General features: G+C 75.2%; 13 protein-coding genes. 2 read left to right on the plus strand and 11 right to left on the minus strand.

Translation table 11 applies throughout. The annotated features are described in order from the left end of the window. Positions 1-13: 13 nt before the first annotated feature. The 11 genes from ACFYU0_RS18770 to ACFYU0_RS18820 all read right to left on the minus strand — a co-directional run bounded on the left by ACFYU0_RS18770 (position 14) and on the right by ACFYU0_RS18820 (position 20,762). On the minus strand, positions 14-3,139 hold the full coding sequence (locus tag ACFYU0_RS18770) for a hypothetical protein (RefSeq protein ID WP_389302432.1): 3,126 nt from the start codon (positions 3,137-3,139) through the stop codon (positions 14-16). Next, on the minus strand, positions 3,136-6,888 hold the full coding sequence (locus ACFYU0_RS18775) for a tubulin-like doman-containing protein (RefSeq protein WP_389302435.1): 3,753 nt from the start codon (positions 6,886-6,888) through the stop codon (positions 3,136-3,138). Before ACFYU0_RS18775 ends, ACFYU0_RS18770 begins: the two co-directional genes overlap by 4 nt. Before the next feature lie 134 nt (positions 6,889-7,022). Beyond that, on the minus strand, positions 7,023-9,227 hold the full coding sequence (locus ACFYU0_RS18780) for a VWA domain-containing protein (protein WP_389302437.1): 2,205 nt from the start codon (positions 9,225-9,227) through the stop codon (positions 7,023-7,025). Between the two features lie 140 nt (positions 9,228-9,367). Beyond that, positions 9,368-9,922, minus strand: a complete 555-nt coding sequence (locus ACFYU0_RS18785) for a Pycsar system effector family protein (protein ID WP_389302440.1) — start codon at positions 9,920-9,922, stop codon at positions 9,368-9,370. Then, positions 9,919-11,961, minus strand: a complete 2,043-nt coding sequence (locus ACFYU0_RS18790; protein ID WP_389302443.1) for a hypothetical protein — start codon at positions 11,959-11,961, stop codon at positions 9,919-9,921. Before ACFYU0_RS18790 ends, ACFYU0_RS18785 begins: the two co-directional genes overlap by 4 nt. Then, a complete protein-coding gene (locus tag ACFYU0_RS18795) occupies positions 11,954-14,524 on the minus strand; it encodes a hypothetical protein (RefSeq protein ID WP_389302446.1) in 2,571 nt (856 codons plus the stop codon). The genes ACFYU0_RS18790 and ACFYU0_RS18795 overlap by 8 nt, the downstream gene beginning before the upstream one ends. 5 nt (positions 14,525-14,529) lie before the next feature. Beyond that, the gene (locus tag ACFYU0_RS18800) at positions 14,530-15,420 is read right to left on the minus strand and encodes a hypothetical protein (protein ID WP_389302449.1); all 891 of its coding nucleotides are present in this window, start codon (positions 15,418-15,420) and stop codon (positions 14,530-14,532) included. Positions 15,421-15,528: 108 nt separating this feature from the next. Then, entirely contained in the window at positions 15,529-16,251 is a 723-nt protein-coding gene (locus ACFYU0_RS18805) for a Crp/Fnr family transcriptional regulator (protein WP_351665657.1), read from the minus strand. A 330-nt stretch (positions 16,252-16,581) separates the two neighbouring features. Further along, positions 16,582-18,087, minus strand: coding sequence for a cellulose binding domain-containing protein (locus ACFYU0_RS18810; protein WP_389302453.1), 1,506 nt, complete (start codon positions 18,085-18,087; stop codon positions 16,582-16,584). Positions 18,088-18,323: 236 nt separating this feature from the next. Further along, positions 18,324-19,643 (minus strand): radical SAM protein, encoded by a 1,320-nt coding sequence (locus tag ACFYU0_RS18815; protein WP_351665661.1) that lies wholly within the window; start codon positions 19,641-19,643, stop codon positions 18,324-18,326. A 111-nt stretch (positions 19,644-19,754) separates the two neighbouring features. After that, positions 19,755-20,762 carry a hydroxyacid dehydrogenase gene (locus tag ACFYU0_RS18820; protein WP_389302457.1) on the minus strand — a complete coding sequence of 336 codons (1,008 nt, stop codon included), beginning with the start codon at positions 20,760-20,762 and terminating at the stop codon, positions 19,755-19,757. Between the two features lie 124 nt (positions 20,763-20,886). Here ACFYU0_RS18820 and ACFYU0_RS18825 point away from each other — a divergent pair, with 124 nt between their 5' ends. Beyond that, positions 20,887-22,152: an FAD-binding protein gene (locus ACFYU0_RS18825; protein ID WP_389302460.1), complete on the plus strand. Its 1,266-nt coding sequence runs from the start codon at positions 20,887-20,889 to the stop codon at positions 22,150-22,152. 100 nt (positions 22,153-22,252) lie between these two features. Next, entirely contained in the window at positions 22,253-22,711 is a 459-nt protein-coding gene (locus tag ACFYU0_RS18830; RefSeq protein WP_389302463.1) for a TIGR03618 family F420-dependent PPOX class oxidoreductase, read from the plus strand. Positions 22,712-22,743 lie beyond the last annotated feature (32 nt).

Genomic DNA, 22,743 nt, shown 5'->3' on the forward strand with positions numbered 1-22,743 from the left:
TGCGGTGTGCGGTTCACCAGCGGTCGCCGTCCCCTCGGTCGTCCGGGTCGGGACGGTCGTAGGGGGGCGCCTGCTCGTACGGCGTCGGCTGCTCGTACGGACCCGCCTGCTCGTACGCCGAGGACGGTGGGTCGTAGCTGTGGCGATCCGCGCGGTGGGCATCCGTTCCGAACGACTCGGTGCCGGACGACCGGGTCCCGTACGGCTCCGTGCCGAACGACTCGGTCCCGTACGACTCGGTTCCGTACGGCTCCGTGCCGGACGACCGGGTCCCGTACGGCTCCGTGCCGGACTCGGTTCCGTACGACTCCGTCCCGTACGGCTTCGTGCCGTACGACTCGGTTCCGTACGGCTCCGTGCCGGACGACCGGGTCCCGTACGGCTCGGTCCGGTACGGATCCGTCCGGCCGTAGGGGTCGTGCCGGGCGGAGGGGCGCGGGCGGTCGTACGGGTTCCTCCGGTCGTCCGGGGTTCCGCGGTCGTACCCGGTCCCCCCGTCGTACCCGGTCCCCCCGTCGTACCCGGTCCCCCGGTCGTACGGGTCCGTGCCGTCGTCGGGGCCGGCGCCGTAGCGGGGCCGGACGGTCTCCACCACGCCGGCCCGCAGCGGGGTGAGCCGCACCAGGCCGGCGTACCGGCCCGAGGAGGTCCACAGGACGTCCTCCGGCTGGGCCGAACCGCTGGACTGCCACGCCTTCTCCACCTCGTCGCGCACGGCGAGGGGCGCGAACCGGAGCCAGACGGCGGCCTCAGGGTCCCGGCTGAGCAGCGTGCCCTGTTCGGGCGAGGACAGTTGCACCACCGACTGCCGGCCGGTCTCCGCGCCGACCAGCTCGGCCGGCCGGTGCGGATCGGTGCCGAGCAGGTTCGCCGAGGTGGCGCGGACCCGGCGGGCGGCGGCGAAGGGCGGTGCGGCCACCACGCCGTTGTGCTGGAGGTGGCGGCGGGCCGTCGACAGCACTTCGCGGACCCGCTCCTCGGTGCGCCGCACGGCGAGGGCGCCGGCCTGGCCGCGTTCGACGGCGCCCCAGTACGTCTTCATCGCCTCCAGGGCGGCGTCCGTCAGATCGGCGGCCAGGGTGGCGACCAGCTCGGGCCCGCCCTCGCCGCTGTCCCGCTCCAGCCAGCGCGGAGCCCCCTTGGCGTCCCGCCGGGACCCGCCGGAAGTGCTCCCCCGGCCGTCCTTCGGCCCCGTGCCGTGCCCCTGGTCCCCGGCGGGCGACTCCCAGGCGGGCCCGTCCTGCCAGGCCGGGCCGTCCTGCCAGGCGTACGCGCCGGCCCAGTCGCCCTCCGCGTCGTCGGGACCGGCTTCGTCCGTCTCCAGGGCGGAGAGGCCGGTGAGCCAGTCGTCCTCGGCGACCGGGCCGGCGTCCGGCGCGGTGAAGGCGCCGGTCACCTCGAACCGCTCGGCCTCCGGCACCGCCTCGGCCTCGGCGGCGGCGGCCGTCGCGCGCAGCATGCCGGCGACGGACCGGGCCGCGTCGGCGCAGTACAGGCGCTCCTCGACGGCCCAGTGCTCGCCGACCGCCTCGGCCAGCAGGGCGTCGAGCCGGTCCAGGGTGTGCCGCAGCCGGGCCGTCGTGCCGCCGGGCGCCCACGCGGCGGCCGCCGCGTGCCACAGCCGGCGGACCGTCTCCACGGCGACGCCGAGCCCGGGCACCAGGACGGCGCCGCTCAGCGGGAGCGGCGGCCCGGCCGCGTACGCCACGGCCACGCCGGCTCCGGCACCCGCGAACGCCGCGACGCGGGGGGCGACGGCCCAGCGACCGGGACGTCCGGCTCCGCGCAGCCGGGCCTTCCCCAGTTCCGCCATGCCGACGAAGAGCAGGGGCACGAGGAGCGCCAGCGGGACGAACGGTCCCCGCCACAGGGCGCCGAGCAGCCCGGCGACGGCGGCGAGCGCGGTGGCGACCAGGAGGCCGGGCGCCGTCGCACCGTCGGCCGTTCCGGACCGCCGTGCCCCGGCGCCGGGTCCGGCGCCGGCGTCAGTGGGGGCGTCGGGGAGGGCGGTCAGCTTCGGCAGCAGCGCCGAACCGGGCACCGGCTCCACCCGTCCGGCCAGTCCGGTGAACCGCTGGGCGACCGACCGCATGGGCAGTGCCTGGCCGAGCAGCTTCCCGGCGAACTCCCGCAGGCCCTCGCCGATCCGCTCCCCGATGCCCTCGGCGGACGGCACCCGCAGGCCGAGGGCCGCGAGCCGGGCCGCCGACTCGGCGGGGGACGCGGTGGTGCCGCCGCGCAGCGCGGTGCCGACGAGGTCCCGGTACTCGTCCAGCGCCTGGCGCGCCCGGTCGACGTCCGCCTCGAACGCGTCCCGGCGGCCGGGCCGCAGCAGTCCGGGCAGGCTCCCCAGCCCGGCCAGCGACTCGTCGGCGTCGTCCAGAGCCTCCAGACAGGCGCGGTGGGCGTCCTCGGCCATGCCGCGGGGCTCCCGGTGCCGCTGGTCCCGGCCGCCACGGGCCGCCACCAGCCGGCGCAGCGGCTCCGGCAGATCGGCCCCGGAGGAGGCGGTCAGCATCACGTCCGGCGCGAGTTCGGCGTCCTCGCCCGCGAACCGGGTGAGCGCGTCGCGCCAGGCCCGGTCGCGCACCTCCGGCGGCAGGTCCTGCTCCAGCAGCCGCACACCGGGCGCGGCGACGGCGTCGGGCAGCGACCCGATCGCCCGCAGCACCCCCCGGTACACGTCGGGCACGGACAGCACGTCGACCAGGACGGCGAGCGCGTCCGGGTCGTCGTGGGCGGGCTGCTCCAGCGCGGTGTGCGCCGAACGCAGGTCACCGGCCCACAGCAGCCCGGTGCCCGAGGTGCGCAGCACGGCGGGCCGCACCAGCCTGCGGTCGGGCTGGAACGCCTCGCCCTCGCCGGCGTACGAGCCCGGCGCGCTGCCGACCAGCAGCACCAGGAGCCGGACCACGCCCACCGCCCGGTAGCCGGTGAGCAGTTCGTACTGGTGCTGGTGGTCGGTCAGCCCGGCCGGCGTGTCGACCACCAGGAACAGCGGGTCGTCGGGTTCCGGCAGTCCGGCCCGGCCCAGTTGCCGGGCCACCCTGTCGCGCAGGGCCGGGGCGCTGTCCAGCTCGGCCGCTCCGGCGCGCAGGTCCAGATGGACGACGGCGCCGACGTCCTGGGCGGTGCTCACTGGGCGTCACCGTCCCAGGGGGTGCGGCGGGACCGGTCGTGCTCGTCGCCACCGCCGGGCGTTCCCGGCCCGGCTGAGTCGTCCCACGGCGCGGCCGGGTCGTCCTCGCGGCGGGGGCTCTCCTCCGCACCCCGTCCGGCGGCGGCACGGTCGTCCCGGCGGCCCTCCCGCGCGCCCCAGGGCACCCGGTCCCCGTCGTCGTCGGTTGCGCGCCGGCCGCCGCGCTCCTCGCCGTACGCCTGCTCCCGGCCGCGGCGATCCGCCGGGGCGCCCCGGTCCTCGCCGTCGTCCTTGCGGAACCGGGCGCCCCGGTCCTCGGCACGCCGGCGCTCGTCGCCGTACGGCCCCTCGCCACCGTACGGACGCTCCTCGGTGTACGGCCGCTCGCCTCCGTACGGGCGCTCGTCCGCGTACGGCCGTTCCTGTCCGAACGGCCGGTCGTAGCCGCCCGGACGTGGCGCGTCGCCGCCGTCCCGGTCCTCCCGGCCGGCCGAGGCCCGGTGGGTGCCGTAGGAGGAGACGGGGGCGGTGCCCCAGTCGTCGTCATCGGCGGCCGCGCGCCGCGGACCGGGGGCGTCGTCGTGGCCGCGGGGCCGCCCCGGTGCGCCGCCGCGCACGTGTTCCAGCAGGGTGCGCAGGGTCGGCTGGACGGCGCGCTGGTCGCCGAACTCCTTGTCGAGCGCGGCCGGCAGGGTCTCCGCCCAGAACTCCCACAGCGGCCGCACCCAGCCCTCGACCCGCTCGCCGCCGCGCTGCCGCCGGTCGGCCAGCAGCTCCAGCTGGCGCGGGGCGATCTTCTCCACCAGGTCGACGAAGAGCGGATGCGGTTCGCTGCCGGCCCGGGCGAGGCCGAGCGGCCGGGCGCCCATCAGCTCACGGCAGTAGTCCTCGACGGTCCGCTCGTCGTCGAGGACCGTCCAGCGTTCGTACGACCGCAGCAGCTCCGCCCAGCTCGACACCCCGCCGGGGAAGTCGCCGAGGCGCAGCCGGACACCGGGCACGTTCGGGCCCGCCTCCGGGAACAGCCGCAGCCTGACCCGTTCCGGGGAGGCCGGATCGCCGTCCACCACGTCCACCTGGCCGTTCCACATGCAGCACAGCAGCCGGTGCAGGATGGTGCGCCGGTCGTCCTCGCTGCTGACCATCCAGCTGTCGCGGTGGCCGAGGCGCTGGCGCCAGCGCAGTACGTCCTGGGCCTGCTCGGACTCCTTGGCCCGGGCCCACTGGCGCAGCACCTTGCGGGCCTCGGGGACCTGGGTGAGGCTCATCTCGCTGCGGAAGAGGACCACGGTGATCGAGTCGCTCTCCACCGCCCGGTACTCCACGTGGTTCTTCGCGTCCGAGGGCAGCCGCAGGGTCTTGCCGAGGTACTCCTGCACCTCCTCCACGGCCTGCACCCGGGGGTGGGTGACCAGGACCCGCAGCGGTCCGGTGCCCTCCGGGGTGAAGCCCACCGGCAGCAGCCCGGTGAGCTTGCGTCCGAACAGGTCGAGCGCCTCCTTGCTGACCTGGTCGGCGGACTCGTGGTCGCCGGCCGCCGCGGCGAGCAGCGTCCCCATGGACGGCAGCAGCGGCCGCTCCTCCAGATGGGTGCCGCTCTCGGCGAACAGCCGGGTGATGCGGGCCTCCAGCTGGCCCTTGACCTGGGCGACGGCGCCGTCCGGGTCGCGGCGGCTGCGCGCGTGGACCCGCCGCCAGGTGTCGCCGTCGACCAGTTTCAGCAGCAGGGCCGCCTCGTAGTCGGTCTCCCGCAGCCCCTCCCGGCGGATCAGCCGGGCGACCACGTCCTCGTAGAAGTGGTTGAGGGTGCGCTGCGGCGGGAGCAGGTAGGAGATGCCGGTGCGGTCCTCGTACAGCTCGTGGCCCTTCTGCGCGGAGGCCTTGCGCTCCTGGTCGCCGTGGCTGCGGAAGGCCCGCACCAGGCGGTCGAGGTCGGCGCCGGCCGCGTCGGCCTGGGGCTGCCAGAGCTGCTGCTGGTCCCGCCATGCCTCGTGCCACACCAGCCGGCAGCGCCACTGGTACCAGTCGTCCTGCTCCTGGATGGCCGCCTGTACGTCGTCGTCGCCCCAGCGGGCCGGTGCGAGACCGACCAACTGGCCCTTGATCCGGGGGATCTTCGGCGGCTGCTCGCCGACACCGGGCGGGCGCTGCGGGGCGCGGGCGCGGCTGTCCAGCATGCCGAGGAAGCCGAGCCGGGCGATCAGGTCGTCGCTGTCCGGCATGCCCCGCACGAGGCGTTCGGCGAGGAAGGGGTCGACGGTCTGCAGCAGCTTGTCGATGGCGGGGCGCGGCGCGAACCGGTCGGCCATCACGGCGGCCTGCCGGTCGGCCTCGGAGCGCAGGTCGGCGACCAGGCGCTGCATGTCGGCGATGCGCTCGCCCAGCGCCTGCTCGATGTTCTTGCCGCCGCGCGGCAGCGGATCGGGCTCGGGCACCGGCAACTGCCGCCGCTCCCAGAGCTCTTCGAGGTGGGAGTCGGCGAAGAGCTGCCGGATCATGGGCACCGCGCCGTCCCGCAGGCCGGCCCGCGGCCGGTCCACGAGTTCCGCGACCGCCTCGCGCAGCACCCGGCCGGCCACCAGGTCGGCCAGCTGGTCCATGGGCGCGGTCATGGAGGCCACCAGGCTGGTGGAGACCCCCTGCCGGCCGATGCCGGTGGGCGACAGCGAACTGCGGTGCACCCCGCGGTTGATGAAGCTGGCGGCGAAGGTCTGGTAGTCGTCGTCGCCGGCCGTCTTGCGGCCCCGGGAGCGGCCGTCGCCCAGCTCGGTGCCGATCAGCGACATCACCAGGGAGACGATGGAACGGCGCAGGTCGTCGGCCCGGATGCCGGCGGTCGGGCTGAACAGGAAGGCGGTGGGCAGGATTCCGGTGCGCAGCCGGACGGTGGTGGGGCCCGGGTAGCGGATGCCGAAGCCCGCGTCGTGGTCGAGGTCACCGATCTCGGCGCCCTCGGTCGGCGCGTTCTGCCGGTCCACCAGCCGGAACAGGTCCACCAGGGACCGGGCCGCGTTGAGTTCCGCCTCCCGCCCGCCGCCGGTGGCGGCGGAGAACGACGACGGCATCACCACCAGCGGGTAGATCTTCACCCCGTCGAACCGCCGCAGCCGGAAAGCGTGGTTGATGAGGTGCAGGTAGTCCAGGAAGATCCCGGCGCCGGTGCCGCCGGCCACCGAGAAGGCCACGAACACGTCGCAGCCCGTGACCTTCCCGCCGCCGAGTTCGCTCAGTTCGCCCGCGGACTTGGCGATCGCGTCGATCGCCTGGAGCAGCGGCTCGAGGACCGGTGCGAGGCCGTGGCGCAGCGTCGCGAACAGGGCGGCGCGGCCGACGGTGGGGAGCTGGCCCGCGCCGTTGTGCAGCGGGGTGACCTCGGGCTCGCCGATGATCGGCGGCAGCCAGCCCGCCACCTCCTCGCGCAGGCTCGCCCGGAGCATCTTGGTGACCTCGGGCGAACTGTCGAAGTTCGGCAGCAGGTTGTGCGTGGCGCGAGAGGTGCGGGAGTACGCGGCCCGGAGCGACGGGTCCACGTTGAACTGCGGGAGCCGCTGCAGGTCGGTCTCGCTGTAGTCGGCGTACACGAACTGGAGGCAGTCCGGCAGCTGGTAGGGGGCGTGGCCGCCGAGCCGGCTGAGCGCCATGCCGTCGGGGCCGCACAGTTCGGTGCGCAGTCTGCGTTCGAGTTCGGCGCCGACCAGTCCCCCGGTGCCGCCCAGGCCGACGAAGAGCATCGGCTGGAAGATCTTCATGGTTTCCTCCCCGCTCGCGGCCGGGGCGGCCGCGGGTTCGTGCTGGGACCTTCTGCGTGGTGCGTGCGGCCCGGTGGCCGCGGTGCGGGTGCCGGGCGGGCGGCCGGCGCGCTGCCGTGCCGCCCGCCGACGGGTCAGAGGTACGAGTCGTAGGCGCCGCCGACGTTCTCGCCGCGCTCGCGGCCCGGGGTGTCGGCGGACCGCTGCCGGCCGCGGGTCTCCTCGCCGAGCGCCAGGTACAGCGAGTCGGTCAGCGGGACCTGGCCGCGGGCGGGCACGGGGGTCCGGCCGCCGCCGCGCTTGCGCAGCACCGCTCCGCCCTGGAGGCCGCGCCGGACGGCGTAGGGGCCGTGCGGGCGCCGCTCGATGCGCGGGCTGCGGTGGGGTTCGGCGACGGCGAACTCGTACCACTGCTTGTTCCCGTGGCCGGCCCGGTGCTCGTTCAGCACACTGCCGTCCTCGTCCACCAGCCGCAGCACCAGGCCGTACGGGTCCTGGCCGCGGCGGCGCTGGCGCACCCAGGCCGCGGCCACCAGGGCCAGCACCACCAGCAGGGCGGCGGCGCTCAGGAAGTACCACTTGTACCGGTCCACGACGGTCGGCTCGGGAGTCACCCGCACGGAGATCGGGGACCGCACGAGGGTGCGGCCGTGGTCGGTGGTGTCGGCGGCGGTGACGGTGCCGGCGAGTTTCAGCCCGCCGTGGCCGAGCCGGTCGCCGAACACGGCGGCGGGGGCGACCTCGACGGTCACCTTCCGGGTGCCGGACTCCCCGGGCCGGAGCGTGATGCGCGCGGGGCTGACGGAGAGCAGCCCGGGCTGGAGGTCGGTGACGGCGAGCCGCAGGGTGTGCGCGGCGCCGCTGGTGTTGTGCACGGCCAGGGTGCCGCTGATCCGGGCGCCGGGGTGGACGTCGGCGGCGGGCAGGTCGAGCGCGGTGGTGACGGGCAGTTGGCCGGGGGCGATCTCGCCGGTCTCGCTGCGGGTGTCGGCGCTGAGCCCGGCGGCGGTCAGCGTGGCGCTCACCTTCAGCGCGCCGTCGGCGCCCTTCGGGACACGGACGGAGCCGGTGAACGAGCCGTCGCTCGCGGTGGAGTCGCCCGCCTTGCCGTCGTCCGTGAGGTCCAGCTTCAGCGGGTCGAAACCGTCGCCGGTGAGGGCGCTGCGCACCCGCAGCCCGGCGTAGTCGCGGGGGTCCTTGATCTGGTAGCCCTCGCGGGTCTGCAGCCGCATGGTCACCTCGACCTCGTCCCCGGCCTGCGGGGAGGGCGGGTCCATGGTGATCGCGCCGCGCAGCTCGCCCTGCCACAGCACGCTGACGGAGACCGGCAGCGAGCGGTGCCCCTCGGGCGCCTCGGCCTTCACCTTCCAGGGGCCGGGCAGCGGGTCGACGATCTTCAGCGCCTCCACCACGCCGTTGCCGCCGGCCAGTTCGAAGGACGACTTGTGGTACTTCCCGTGCGTGGGCACCTTGTTGCCGCTCGGGTCGTAGTACGTGATCTCGACCGCGGGGTCGCCCTTGTCGACCACGATGCTGCCCACGGTCGCCAGCGGGGAGATGGCGATCTCCTGGGTGGACGGCGGCCGTTTCGGGTCGGGTCCGCGCTCGTGCCGCAGGCAGTGGGCGGCGGCGAAGATGTCCTCGAGGGTGGTGCCGATGGCCGCCGGCTCGACCTTCCTGGGCGCGGGGGTCGCGGACGGCAGGTCGACGCAGCCCTTCTGGTATCCGCCGGCGGCCATCCGCTTCAGCTCGTCCATGCGCGGCTGGTCGCCGAAGCCGAGCGGCCACACCTGCACGTGCTCGTCCCTGGCCTCCTTCAGCGCCAGGCCGAGCTGCCGGTCGCCCTCGTCGTCGCGGTGCGCGGGGTCGCCGTACTTGGGGCTGTCGCTGACGTCCATGTAGCCGTCGGTGAGCAGGAACAGCACGCGGGGCTGGGACGGGTCGGTGCCGTCGGTGAGGTCGTGCACGCCCTGGCGTATCGCGCTCGGGAAGTCGGTGCCGGTGCCCTGGCTCTTCTCGCGGCCGCGCAGCTTGGTGACGCAGGCGCCGACGGTGTCGCGGCCGGCCGCGTCCAGCGCGGTCCGCGGGCACACCGGGTCCACCGCGCGCTGTCCTTCGGACTCGGCGGCGGCGAAGCCGAAGACGGTGACATGGGACTGGGAGGAGACGTCGCCGAGCGCGATCCGGGCGGCGGCGGCCTTCTCGGCGGCCATGTCCGCGGCGGCGAGGCTCGCGGACTCGTCGACGGCCACGGCGTAGTTGACCGCCGGGAACGCCGGCCGCGTGTCCGCCACCGGCACCGGGTCGTGGCCCGGTGGCGCCAGCAGGGCGCCGGTCAACGCGGCTCCCGCCAGCACCGCGGCTGCGGCGCGGCGGATCCCGCCCCTTCGCGTTTGCCGTCTTCCCGTGACTGTTTCCACGGCGGTCCCCTGATTCCTCGTTCGTCTCTGCTTGGAGTGCTCGGTGCGGGCGGACCCGCTCAGCGCGGGGTCAGGCCCCAGGCCAGGGCCAGCGCCGCCGAGAGGGCGAGCGAGCCCATGCCCCAGCGGATGGCGCGGTACTTGGCGGACAGGATCGAGCTGACGTCGACGGCCTGGACGAGCAGCCACCCGGCGGGGTCGCGCCCGGCCTCGGCCACCCGGGCGGACAGCCCCGCGAGGTCGCGGGCGGCCACCAGGTCGCCGAAGTACGTGACCCCGTCCCGGCCGCGGTGCGTGCCGGTGCGCGGCATCACCGCGCCGATCAGCGCGATCAGCGCGCCGGCCCACAGCACCCCGGCCAGGACCAGCGTCATGTCCGCGGGTCCGCGCCAGCCGGGCGCGCCGTGCCATCCGAGCAGGAAGGCGGGCAGCGCGAGCGTCCCGGACAGCAGCACGGCGGCCTTGGAGTCGGCTCGTCCGAGGTCCTCGCGGACCGTGTCGAGCAGTCGTTCGGCGATGCGCTCCCCCGCCCCGTCGTGGCTGTGCCGACCCCCGTCCGGCACGAGCACGTTCGGGGCGGGGGAGGTCCTGGCGGCCTCGTCCTCGGCGGTCATTCGTCCTCTTCCGCCCAGGACCAGCCGTCGTCCCGCGAGCGCCTGCGGCCCCGCGGAACGTCCCGGCCGTGGTCGTCGGCCCGATGGTCACCGGCGTCCTCCGGCCGGTAGGTCCGCCTCCGCGAGTCCGGGCCGGAGTCGTCGGCCGGGCCGGGATCCGACCGGTACGTGCGGCTTCGCCGCGGCTCGCGGTCGTAGTCGTCGGCCGGGTAGGGCTCGGAGCGCCGGACGCCGCCCAGCGCCGGCTCGCGGCCGAAGTCGTCGGTTGGATAGGTCTCCGGACGGTGATCCCGGTCCCGCTGCGGCTCCCGGTCGAAGCCGCCGGCCGGTCCCGGCGCGGGGCGGTGCGGCCAGCCCCTGGACGGCTCCCGGTCGAAGTCGTCGGCAGGGTCCTGCCCGGACCGGTGGGTCCGGTCCCAGGACGGCTCACGGTCGAAGCCGTCGCCCGGACCCAGCTCGGGGCGGTGCGTCCCCGCCCGCCGCGCCGGCCGGTCGAAGTCGTCCGCCGGGCCGGATCCCGGACGGTACGTGCTCCTCGGCGGCTCGCCGTCGTGGTCGTCGGACGGGTAGGGCTCGGGGCGCCGGGCCCGGTCCCGCGAGGGCCCCCGGCCGAAGTCGTCGGCGGAGTAGGGCTCCGGACGGTGATCCCGGTCCCTGGACGGCTCCCGGTCGAAGCCGTCGCCCGGTCCCGGCTCGGGCCGGTGTGTCCCCGCCGCCCGCCGCGCCGGCCGGTCGTAGCCGTCCGCCGGGTCGGGCTCCGACCGGTACGTGCGGCTTCGCCGCGGCTCGCCGTCGTAGTCGTCGGACGGGTAGGGCGGCTCCGGGCGCCGGGCCCGGTCCCGTGGCGGCTCCCGGTCGTGGTCGTCGGACAGGTAGGGGTCCGGGCGCCGGGCCCGGTCCCGCTGCGGCTCCCGGTCGTAGTCGTCGGACGGGTGGGGCTCGGGCCCGCGGCGGGGGCGGGAGGGGGGTTCTTCCGTGACGGTGTCGTCGTCCAGGCGGGCCTCGGCGCGGTGCACCTCGCGGGTGGACTCGGTGCGGTAGGTCTCCGTCCGGTAGGTCTCCGCGCGATGCGACTCGGCCCGGTGCGACTGCCTCCGGGGCGGTTCGTCGGACACCCAGTCCGGGGTGAACGGCCCCTCGGGGGCCGGTTCCAGCTCGCGCCGCTCCCGGCGGGCCGGCACCGCGCCGATGGGCCCCTGGAGCGGGCGCCGCTGGCCCTGGTTGAGCAGGTCGAGGACCTGGTTCTCGACGTCCGCGGCGTGCAGTTCGCCCCTGAGCGCCATGGTGTAGAGCCGGTCGACCCGCTCCCGCTCGTCCTGCCGGCCCTCCTGGCGGATCTTCTCCAGGAAGTCCTTGGCGCCCTCGGGGTCGGCGGCCAGCATGAAGCTGAGCTGCTCCAGTTCGCCGCCCTGCAGCATGCGCCGGAACGATTCCTGGCGGACCCGGGTGACATCGGCGTCGGCCTGCGCCCCGCGCCGCTGCCTTGCGTACTCGATGGCCTCGTCGTTCACCCCGAGCCGGACGTACAGCCGTACCCGCAGGCCGAGTTCACCGCCCAGGTCGCTCCAGCGGCCGCCGACGCACTCCCGGGTGATGACGCGGTTGGCCTGTTCGGCGTCGGTCACCGGGTAGGTCAGGGTGATCTCGCGGAGCCGTTCCAGCACCGGGGAGGTGAGCCGGGCCGCCACGTCGGACACGACCTGGACGGCGGCCAGGTAGGGGTCGGTCACCTCCCACTCGATGTCCACCTCGGCCTTGAAGAAGCTGGTGCCGCCGGCGGCCGGCAGTTCGAGCTGGAGCGGCGAGACGTACGTGCCCTGCGCGATCTCGCAGACGTTGTACGGCCGGGCCAGCGCCCGCTTGTCCACGTGCCGCACCCCGGCAACGGTGATCACGCTGTACCCCCCGTTGCGGTAGAACAGCACGGAGGCCTTCTGCGCGCTCGCCGCCGGGAAGGCGCCGAGCGGGGCGTACTCCCGCAGGAACGGTCCCGCGGGCACCGGGCCCCCGGCCGCCGTCCCGTCCTCGTCCTCAGCCATGCCTGTCCTCCTCGCGGGTCCTCTCCCGGCGCGTCCGCTCCCGGCGGTCCGGCCGCCGCGGCGTGACGGCGAGCCACCACAGGTCGCGCGCCCGCGCGTCGGGGAGGGGGTTCTCGGGGTCGTTCATCATGTGGCGCAGCAGCCAGTCCAGCCGCCGCTGGTCGTGATCCTCGGTGGCCAGCGCCGGCAGCAGTGCCGCGAGCCCCGGCCGGGTCCACTCGGTGCCGTCCCTGCGCACGGCGGACCGCAGCAGACGTTCCAGCGCGTCCATCGCCACGTCCCTGGCCCGGGCCGTGTTGAGCGCCGTCCACATCAGGTCGGCCATGGGGCCGACGAGTCCGGGGCGGGTGGCGGCCAGGGCGAGCGGCAGCGGCCAGTCGCCCCGGTCGGCCAGAGGCCCGTCGGGGTCCTCCGTCAGCACCTCGTCCACCGTGGTCAGCGACAGCCGTACGGTGGTCACGAGGCCCAGGTCCTGGTAAGCCTCGCGCTTGTGGTGGGTCCACTCGGCGATCCGCGCGAGCACCCGGTCCGCGTCCGGCAGCGCCAGCAGCCGTACGACGTTGAAGGAGGCGGCCGCGAGCTGGTCGCCGTCGTCGCGGACGCCGATTCTGGCCAGCGTGTCCAGCGTCTCGTCCATGGTGGCCGCCGCGTTGCCGTAGCCGAGCGCCATCGCCGCGGTCCAGCGCAGCGCCTTGCTGCCGTTGCGGCTCCAGTCGGCGACCAGCCGGTGCACGGTTGCGCGGTGGGTGTCGTGGCCGGCGGCCTGGTCGAGGGTGGTGGCCGCGAAGATCCGGCGGCGGGGCGTGGCGGCCTCGGCGAGCGGCCGCACCAGTTCGGTGTAGCCGTGGTCGAAGTCCCGTACGCACAGCTCGCCGGCGGCCACCGCGGCGCGCATCCACACCTGGGAGCGCGGATCGTCGGCGAGCAGTCTGAGCCAGCGCACCACCGGCGCGCGGACCGGGAAGTGCCGGTCCCACAACTCGGTCAGCACCGCCGAGGGCAGGGCGGTCCCCCGGTACCAGATCAGCCGGGCCGGTACCTCGCCGCCGGCCACCTCGACCCGCCCGTCCGTCACCTCGGCGCGGGAGAGCGCGAGGTCGGCCTCCGGGTCGTCGCAGAACAGCGGACGGGCCGGGGTGTTGTCGGGGTCGCACTGGACGGACAGTTCCCAGGTGAGCAGGTGGGCGGCGGCGGCCACCGCGCTGTGCGAGGCGCCGCCGAGCACGGCCAGGGCGATCCGGAACGCCACCGGGTGGAACAGGGTCGCCGTGTCCGGGCGGCCCGCGCCGGCCTCGGTGGCGGCGGGCCGCGCGGTCAGTGCCCGGTCCACTCCGGCGAACCACTCCTGAGCCTGGCTCGCGGCCAGGCTGCGGCAGCCGGCCAGCAACTCCTCGTGGGTGATGTCGCCGAGCACTCGGCCGGCCAGCAGGGACGCGAGGAGTTCGGCCTCCGCCGGGCGCAGGTCCGTCAGTCCGACGACGCCCTCGACCTCCTCGCGGGCCCACAGCTCCTCGGCGCGGCCCAGCAGTTCGGCCGGGCCGGGACCGTCGTCCGGTGCCGTCGCGGCGGGCCGCTCCAGCCGTTCCAGCAGCCGGGTGCGCAGCAGTTCACGGGTGGGCGCGGGCGGGCAGAGCATCCCGTACCGGCCGGCGAGCAGCGCGTTGGCGGCCGATCCGACGGTGACGACGACGACCGCGTAGGCCTCGCGGCGCTCCAGGGCGGCGGCGAGCTCGTCGAGGTCCATCTCGGCCGGCGGGAGCGCTCCGGGCCGGGTCAGGGACAGCTCCAGCAGGTAGCCGGTGCCGCTCGGGGTCTCCTCGCCGTCGTCGCGGGGGCGGCCCAGCGACTCGGCGAGCTGCCGCACCCCGCCGTCCGGGTCGACCCGCCGTACCCGGGAGCCGGTGCCGGGCTGCGGGGCGGCCTCGTTCGCGGAGGCGGTGGTGACCTCGTCGAGGAGGGAGAGCGCCGTGCTGGTCCGCCCGGTTCCCGGCGCGGCGCCGAGGACCAGCAGCCGGCGGGCGCGCAGCGCGTTGCGCAGCCGTATGTAGCCCTCCGGCTCGACGTGGACGCGGCGCAGCCGGCGCAGCTCCTCGTCGGGCACGGGTCCGCTGCGCATGCCGGCGCCGGACCTGCGGGCGTCCAGGCGGAGGTTGATGTCGCCGATGTGGGCGCTGCCGAAGTACGAGCGGTCGAAGCTGGTCAGGTCGCGGCCGACGTCGAACAGCGACCGGGTGGCGCGGCGGGCCCGGGCGGCGGCCGCGAGGTCGGTGGGCCCGTCCTCGTTCTGCTCCGCTGCGAGGGGGTCGCGGGTGTACTCCTTGAACCGTCCGGCGGCGCGCTCCCGTTCGCGCTCGCGCTCCTTCTCCCGTTCGGCGGCCTCGTCCTCGGCGTCGTCGTCCTTGCCGGCCCCGCCCTCGTCCTTGCCGGATCCGCCGTCGGCCCTGCCGCCGTCGCGCGTCTGCTCGTCGCGGCCCCTGCGGTCCTCGGGTTCCGGCGAGCGGTCCTGGCCGGGCCTGTCGGGGGTGTCCTCGGCCGGGGCGTCCGGCTGCCTGTCGTCGCTCATCCGCCTCAGCCCTTGCGCCGCTCGTCGTCGCGGCCGGTGACACGGCCGATGTGCACGGGCTGCTGGTAGACGTTGTCGCGGTGCTCGGACCAGTCGCCGTGCACGGTGTACTGGTCGCCGGACGGGCGCTCCCGGCCGGGGCCGGCCGCCGGCGGGGCGGTGGCGTCGCCGTCCGGGGCGGCGCCTGCCGCCCGCGAGGCGGTGGCGTCGCCGTCCGAGGCGGGGGCTTCGGCGTCCCGGGCCGGCCCGGCGTCGGGAGCCGGCGTCTCGGCCGCGCTTCCGGGCCGGGGGTCGGCGGGGATCTCGGGGGCGGGCAGGCCGGGCAGATGGCACCAGGCGGTGACCTCGCCCTCCTTGAGCCGCAGCCGGGCCCGCGTGTACTGCCCCGGCTCGATGAACTTGCCGCCGCCGCTGACCACGTCCTCGTACAGGGACTGCGAGGTGACCAGCACCAGGTCGGCGTTGTCGGCGTCGAGGAGGCGGCGGGCGACGGCGGAGTCGGCCAGCCGGCAGGCCAGGTCGACCGCGCGTCCGCTGATGCCCCGGTCGTCGTGCCGGACCGGGCCGACGTGCATGCCGACGCGCAGTCCCAGGGGCACGCGCAGACCGCGGTTCTCGTCCCGCAGTTTCTCGCGCACCTCGACCAGCCACAGGCCGAGCAGCCGGCTCACCGCGACGCGGCCGGTGACCGCCACGAGCACGCCGTCCCCGCGGTCCTCCAGGTGGAGGGCGTCGCGGGGCACCGAGGCGTGGGCGAAGGCCGTCTCCAGCACCCGGTAGATCCGGGCGCGCATCCGCGGCTTGTCGACGTCGTCGTACTCCCCGGACCGTCTGGCGTCGACGCTGATCACCAACTCGTAGTGCTCCTCGGTGATTTCCGCCGCGTCGTGGTTCACCCGTGCCCCCTGCAGTGCTGTCCGCTCATGGATGAGGTGGTCGTCCCAACAGCGTCGGGCCCGGGACGCGGGGCCGTCTGTAGCCGTTTACACACGGCGGGCGGCGCGTTACTCGTGATGGCCGTCCGCGAGGAGGGCGAGCAGGGCCGGGTCGAGGATCTCGACCATCCGGTTGCCGGTGCGCACGATGCGCTGGGCGCGCAGCAGCCGCAGGGCCTTGGCGACGGCCTCCCGGGTGGCGCCGATGGTGGCGGCCAGCTCGTCCTGGGCCAGGTGGACGACGGAGCCGGCGGGCGGGGCGCCGGACGGCCGGCCCGCCGCGGAGGGGGCGTAGGGGCCGGCGGGTTCGGTCGCGGAGAGTTCGCTGAGCCGGCCGGCGAGGCGCTGCAGGACGGTGAGGGAGGCGAGCGCGGACCGTTCCTGGTCGGCGCTGCGCAGCCGGAAGGTGAGCTGGCGTATCACCAGTCCGCTGACGCGGGGGTTCAGTGCGAGGAAGCGGCGGAAGGCGTCGCCGGATATGACCTGGGCCGCTATCGGGCCGAGGGCGCGCACGGTGGCACTGCGCGGATGCGGGTCCAGCGCGGCCATCTCGCCGAGCAGTTCACCGGGTCCGCGCAGGCCGAGTATCAGCCGGGTGGCGCCCCGGTCGGTGGACACGGAGACGGTGACCCAGCCTTCGAGGAGGATCAGCACGTGGCTGGACCGGTCGCCCTCGGTCAGCAGGTGCGCGTCGGCCGGGAAGTGCCTGCGGTTGCCGAGGGCCATGACGCCCTCGCGCTCCTGTGCGGAAAGAGACTGCGCGAACGCAAGGTCATTGCCGAGCAGCCCCATGGCCACGCCCCCCGCCGCAGTGCCGATGGCCGGTTTTTCGATGGCGTTGATGGTGGCAGAACGCCGTTTTCAGGCGAGTGAATTGCGCCACATCGGGGGTACCGTCCGGTAATGACGGAACTGCCAGGTACGTCGTCCGGGCAGCGCGGTTCAAGACCACGGACCGGGCCTCGGCGCGCGGCGGCCCGCGGCGCCTGCGGCCGTCGGCGTCGATCGACTACGGCGAGGTCAGCCCCTCCTGAGGGTGACACCTCGCATAAATGCGCCAACTCGGGAAGCGGGGCGATTTGGCGAGAACTCGGGTTTTCCGCAGGTGCGGCGGCGCGGGTTTCAGCCCGTCGCGCAGGTCTCCCCGTTGAGCGTGAAGCCGTACGGTGTCCGGTTCCGGTCCCGCCAGGAGGCGATGAAGCCGAAGGACAGCGGCGAGTGCGCGGCGACCGACCTGTTGTAGTCGGCGGCGGTGGCGGTGACCCGGGAGCCGTCCTGGTGGACGGTGGCGTCCCACATCCGGTCGACCTGCTGGCCGTCGCGGAAGCTCCAGGCGACCCGCCAGCCGTTGAGGGCCTCGGCGCTGGTGACGGTGACGGTGGCCTGGAAGCCGTCGGGCCACTGGTTGACCAGGTCGTAGACGACCCGGCAGGTGGGGGCGGGGCGGGCCGGACGGCTGGGGCCCGGGTCGGTGGCGCCGGCGGAGGCGCCCTGAGGTCCGGGATCGGGGTTGCCGGTCTCGTGCCGGGTCCGGGGAGCGGTGGCGGTGGGAGTGGCGGGAGCCGGTTTCGCTGACACGGAGGCCCGGGACGCCGATTCCCCGGGTGCCGGGGAGCCGCTCGCGACCGGGAACGTGCCGGGGTCGGCGACCGGCTGGCGGTCGTCGCGGGCCGCCGCCTCGTCGCCGCCGGAACCGCCGAGCGGCATCATCGACACCCCGAGCGCCAGGGCGGACAGCAGGACGGCCGCGGCCAGCAGGCCGCCCCGCAGCGCCCGGCCGCGGCCCGCCCGCTCCTCCGGGTCGCCGCCGGCGTCGGCCGCGCCCGGCCGGCCGGCGCCCAGCCGGACCTCGGCGGCGCGCCGCCTGCGCTCCAGATAGGCGAGGCCGCCCCAGCCGATGACCCCGCCGGCGATCGCGGCGGGCAGACCGCCGCCGTGCAGGCGCAGACAGGCCGCGGCCTCCGCGCACCCCGCACAGGTGGCGAGGTGCCGGGAGAGGTCGGCCGGCGTCTCGGCGCCCGCCGACCGGGTCACCGCGTCCAGCAGCCGGGCGTATGCGCGGCACTCCGCGTCCATCGGCGAGTCGAGGTGCGCCCGGTGGCAGCGGCCCCGGAACAGCCCCCGCACCTCTTCGAGCTCACCGGCGGCCGTGGCCGGGTCCAGACCGAGTCTGCGGGCCACGGCGGGCAGCGGCAGCGCCTCCACCTCGGCGAGCCACAGCAGCGCGGCGTCCGGCTCCTGCAGGTCCCTCAGGCCCCGCAGGGCGACCGGCCGCCCGGTCGGCGGTCCGGCGAACCTGGCGGCCTGGCCGGAGTTGAGCCACAGCCGCAGGTCCGGGTCCAGCTTGTGCCCCTGCCCGGCGGCCTCCCAGCCCGCGGCCGTGTTCCGTACGGCGGTGAGCAGTTCCGGGATCGCCGGCAGCCGGCCCGGGCGCCTCGCCGGACCGCGCCCGGGGACGGGCCCGGCGCCCCGCAGTTCGCGCATGCCCGCCGTGAACGCCTCGGTCGCGAGCTGATGGGCCGTCAGCGATCCCGAGGTGCACAGGTCGGCGTAGCTGAGCACCGCGTCCCAGCATTCCGAGAACAGCTCCGTCTCGGTGGCGTCCTGGGGGGCCGGCAGGTCGGGCATGGCACTCCTGCATCCACGAGCGAGGTCAACTCACCGCACAAATAGGGGAGTTGAGGAAACCCCGCGGCGGGCAGGAGCCTTTCACGCCTCCGACACGACTGACAAGCGCCAGGTCCGGATCGAGTGATCACGAGGTCGCGCCCCGTGACCGGCCGCGGCCGGGCCGGTCACTCCCGTCTCCCATACGGACGCGGGCCCCGATCCGCTCACCGTCCGGCCGGCCGCTTCCTGGCGGTTCAGGCCTCCACCGGTTCCTCGGCGGGCAGGCTGTCCATGAAGGAGCTGACGGAGAACACCGCGCGGCCCGGTCCGGGCGGCCCGTAGCCGGGGGGCGAGGAGAGACCGAAGTCGTCCATCGTGGCCCGGTAGGCCTCCAGCAGCCGGATGTGGTACTCCAGCGGCGCGCCCTGCGGGTTCGCCTTGCCGAGCGGGGTGGTGGGCTCCGGGCACCAGGTGGTGAAGCGGGGCGTGATGCCGTGCGACATGAAGAAGCGCAGGCCCTCGGTGGTGGACGCGATGGCCTCGTCGACGGTGGTGAAGCCGAACGGCTCGGCCATCTCCACGCCCGCGACGAAATTCGGGATCACGTTGCGCGCGCCGAAGACCTCGGCGGAGTCCAGGATCCGCTTGTGCCACTCGTCACGGCCGACGTAGCGCTCCTTGCCGGGGCAGTACAGCTCGAACAGACGCCGGTCCCACACCTCGAAGTTGGGGTGGTAGATCTGCACGCCGTAGTCCTTGAACCGCTGGACGTCGTCCTTGGGCAGGGCCTGGGCGACGACCTTGCCGATCCAGCGGCCCGGGAAGCGCTCCTCGATGGCCTTGGCGTAGTGGCCGTAGAAGTCGGCCTCGTCCCGCCCGGCGACCGTCTTGGTGATGGCGCCGCCGGTGAGGGTGTAGGCGGTGGACGCCTTCTGGGTGTCGTACCGGTCGATGATCTCGAGGGCCTCCAGCACCTCCTCGACGTCCTTCACCCCGGTGTAGGGCCGGCCGGCCGCCTTGTGCTGGCGCCAGTTGTGGTTGATGTCGCAGTACTGGCACTCCTCCTTGGCGCCGAAGTACTGGCAGACCCGGAAGACCGTCAGGTAGATCAGGTAGCCCCACTGGATGGTGGGGGCGACCTCCATGACGGACTTCCCGTTGGAGAGGGTGTGCCGGTAGTACTCGGGCATGGGCGGCACGCCGACGTCGGCGATCCGGCTGCCGTCGAGGTACAGCCCGAGGAGCCCCTCCTCGTCGGCGGCGACCCGGTACGGCGAGGCGGGGTTCACCCGTACGGAGACGACGGTGCGCCGCAGGTCGTACGGGCCGCCCGTGAGGATGATCTCCTCCGGGGGCCGGCGCAGCGCGGCCTCGCCCAGCTCGGGCAGGGTGCCGTGGTCGAAGGAGAAGATGAAGTACGACTTCGGCTTGACCTCGCCGCCCTCGTTGTCGCTCAGCGCGGAGGCGTCGAAGGCGACTCCGCCGCGGAGCAGGTCCTCCTTGAAGACGGCCTCCCGCGGCACATGCGGGAAGCGCTCCATCAGATCCTCGACCAGCGCGGTGCGGCTGCCCATCCGTCATCTCCTCCCGGCTCGGACGTTCGGATCTCACCGTATGCCCCCGTTCGCGCGCCGGCCCGGCCGGGTCCCCGTGCGGCGCGCGAGCCGCCCCGGTACGGCGTCCCGTCAGGCCGTCCGCTCCAGGACGGTGTGATCGACGGCATACGCGAGCGGGCGCCCCGCCGCCAGCCGGGCCGCCTCCTCCACCACCGTCCGCCCGAGCCGGGCGACCTCGTTGCCCTGCGAGCCGGCGAGGTGCGGGGTCACGAACGCGTTGGGCAGTGCGAACAGGGGCGAGTCGGCGGGCAGCGGCTCCGGGTCGGTGACGTCCAGCACGGCGCCGAGGCGGCCGGTGCGCAGCTCGGCCACCAGGGCCTCGTGGTCGACCAGGGCGCCGCGCGCGGTGTTGATCAGCACGGCCCCCGAGGGCATCAGGGCGAGTTCCCGGGCGCCGATGAGGCGCCGGGTCTCGGGGGTGTCCGGGGCGTGCAGGGTGACGACGTCGGAGCCGCGCAGCAGGTCGTCCAGCGGGAGCAGGGGCACCCCGAGCCGGGCGGCCCCGGCCTCGTCGACGTAGGGGTCGGCGAGGCCGACCCGGAGGTCGTGGGGGCGGAGCAGCTCGATGACCCGGCGGCCGATGCGGGAGGCGCCGACGACGCCGACCCGGCGGCCGTAGTTGCCGACGCCGGGCAGGATGCCGCCGTGAGGGAAGGACCGGCGGGTGCGCAGCAGGTCCCGGGAGGCGAAGACGTCCTTGCCCGAGAGAAGGATCACGGCCAGGGTGTACTCGGCGACGGGCAGGGCGTTCGCGGCGGCGGCCGAGGAGACGGCGATGCCGCGCCGGAAGACCTCGGGTGTGGTGAAGCCCTTGACCGAGCCGGCCGCGTGCAGCACCGCGCGCAGCCTCGGCGCCGCGTCCAGGGCGGCCGCGTCGAGGAGCGGGCAGCCCCAGCCGGTGATCAGGATCTCGGTACGGGACAGCTTCTCCCGTGCTCCGGGGTCGCCGAGGTCCTCCGCCACGAGGGCGGGGTCGACGTCGACGTGCTCGCGGAGCCCGGCGAGCAGGTCGGGGGGAAAGACGTGCGGCAGGTTGGCCGCCGTCATGGCGAACAGTGCCTGGGGACGCTCGGGCAACGAAGGGGCCTTCCGGCTCGGCGGCGCAGGGATCGCGGACGCCCGGACGGCAACCGCTCTCTACGGTAGGTCGCGGCGGATGAGAGGGTCAACGAACACGCACGCTCGAGGAGGGACGGCAAGGATGAGTCGGACGGTCACCAACTGGGCCCGGAACATCACCTACGAGGCCGAGGGGTTCCACCGCCCGGAGACGGCCGGCGCGCTCCGGTCCCTGGTGGCCGGCAGTGCGCGGGTACGGGTGCTGGGCAGCGGCCACTCCTTCAACCGGATCGCCGAGCCCGGCGCCGACGGGATCCTCGTGTCGCTCGCGGCCCTGCCGCCGGTGATCGACGTGGACACCGCGGCCCGTACGGTGCGCGTCTCGGGCGGGGTCAGATACGCGGAACTCGCCCGCGCGGTCCACGCGCGGGGACTCGCGCTGCCCAACATGGCCTCGCTGCCGCACATCTCGGTGGCGGGCTCGGTGGCCACCGGCACCCATGGCTCGGGCGTCGGCAACGGGCCGCTCGCCGCGGCGGTGCGCGAGGTGGAGCTGCTCACGGCGGACGGCTCCACGGTCACCATCGCCCGGGGGGACGCCCGCTTCGACGGCGCGGTGACCTCGCTGGGCGCGCTCGGCGTGGTGACCGCGCTGACCCTGGAGCTGGAGCCGGCGTACGAGGTCGAGCAGTACGTGTTCACCGAACTGCCGCTCGCCGGACTGGACTACGCGGCGGTGGCGGGGGCGGCGTACAGCGTGAGCCTGTTCACCGACTGGCGGGAGCCGGGGTTCCGGCAGGTGTGGGTGAAGCGGCGCACCGACCAGGCGCCCGTGGACTTCCCGTGGGCGGCCGCCGCGACCGACGCGATGCACCCGGTGCCGGGCATGCCCGCGGTGAACTGCACCGAGCAGTTCGGGGTGCCGGGACCGTGGCACGAGCGGCTGCCGCACTTCCGGGCGGAGTTCACGCCGAGCAGCGGGGCCGAGCTGCAGTCGGAGTACCTGCTGCCGAGGCAGACCGCCGTCGACGCGCTGCACGCGCTCGACGCCGTCCGCACCACGGTGTCCGGCGTTCTGCAGACCTGCGAGGTGCGCACGGTCGCCGCCGACCCGCAGTGGCTCAGCCCGGCGTACGGACGGGACTCGGTGGCCCTGCACTTCACCTGGATCGAGGACGCGTCCGCCGTACTGCCGGTGGTCCGCCGGGTCGAGGAGGCGCTGAGCGCGTTCGACGCCCGTCCGCACTGGGGCAAGGTGTTCACCCTGCCGCCCGCGGAGCTGCGCCCGCGGTACCCGCGTCTGGCCGACTTCCGCGCGCTGGCCGGATCCCTCGACCCCGCGGGCAAGTTCGCCAACTCCTTCGTCCGGGACGTCCTGGCGGCGGGAGCCGGGGAGCACGGAAGCTGAGGGGCGTCGCTGCGGGAGCCCGGCGCCGCGCCGCGACAGAAGCCGGACTTCCGGCGCCGGGTGCGGAATTCGCCGTGCGGGCAAGTGCGTTGACCGTGTCATGACTCAAGGACCAGCGCCCCGCCCCCTGTCCGAGGACGCCGTCTCCCGCCTGCTGGGCGAGCAGCGGTTCGGCACGCTCGCCACCGTCAAGCGCAGTGGCCACCCCCATCTGACCACCATGCTGTACAGCTGGGACGCCGAGGCCCGCACGGCGCGGTTCTCCTCGACGGCCGACCGGGCCAAGGTCGGGCACCTGCGGCGCGACCCGCGTGCGGCGCTGCATGTGCGGGGCGACGACGTGTGGTCGTTCGCGGTCGCCGAGGGCGAGGCCGAGGTCTCGGAGGCCACGATGGTGCCCGGTGACGCGGTGGGGCGGGAACTGCTCGGCATGATCCCGGAGGCCGCGAGGCCCGAGGACGAGCAGGCGTTCCTGGAGCAGTCGGTCGCCGAGCGCCGGGTGGTCGTCCGGCTGAAGGCGCACCGGCTGTACGGCACGGCGCTCGACATCGACGGCTAGCCGGCCGCTTCCTCGTGGGCCGAACCGGCTTC

The organism is Streptomyces sp. NPDC003720 (assembly GCF_042875075.1).
GTDB lineage: Bacteria > Actinomycetota > Actinomycetes > Streptomycetales > Streptomycetaceae > Streptomyces.

What these genes read in the sequence shown, in the direction of transcription:
- ACFYU0_RS18775 (WP_389302435.1), bottom strand. Translation starts at nt 6,888, where the DNA reads ATGAAGATCTTCCAGCCGATGCTCTTCGTCGGCCTGGGCGGCACCGGG.
- ACFYU0_RS18785 (WP_389302440.1), bottom strand. Translation starts at nt 9,922, where the DNA reads ATGACCGCCGAGGACGAGGCCGCCAGGACCTCCCCCGCCCCGAACGTG.
- ACFYU0_RS18790 (WP_389302443.1), bottom strand. Translation starts at nt 11,961, where the DNA reads ATGGCTGAGGACGAGGACGGGACGGCGGCCGGGGGCCCGGTGCCCGCG.
- ACFYU0_RS18795 (WP_389302446.1), bottom strand. Translation starts at nt 14,524, where the DNA reads ATGAGCGACGACAGGCAGCCGGACGCCCCGGCCGAGGACACCCCCGAC.
- ACFYU0_RS18805 (WP_351665657.1), bottom strand. Translation starts at nt 16,251, where the DNA reads ATGGGGCTGCTCGGCAATGACCTTGCGTTCGCGCAGTCTCTTTCCGCA.
- ACFYU0_RS18810 (WP_389302453.1), bottom strand. Translation starts at nt 18,087, where the DNA reads ATGCCCGACCTGCCGGCCCCCCAGGACGCCACCGAGACGGAGCTGTTC.
- ACFYU0_RS18815 (WP_351665661.1), bottom strand. Translation starts at nt 19,643, where the DNA reads ATGGGCAGCCGCACCGCGCTGGTCGAGGATCTGATGGAGCGCTTCCCG.
- ACFYU0_RS18825 (WP_389302460.1), top strand. Translation starts at nt 20,887, where the DNA reads ATGAGTCGGACGGTCACCAACTGGGCCCGGAACATCACCTACGAGGCC.
- ACFYU0_RS18830 (WP_389302463.1), top strand. Translation starts at nt 22,253, where the DNA reads ATGACTCAAGGACCAGCGCCCCGCCCCCTGTCCGAGGACGCCGTCTCC.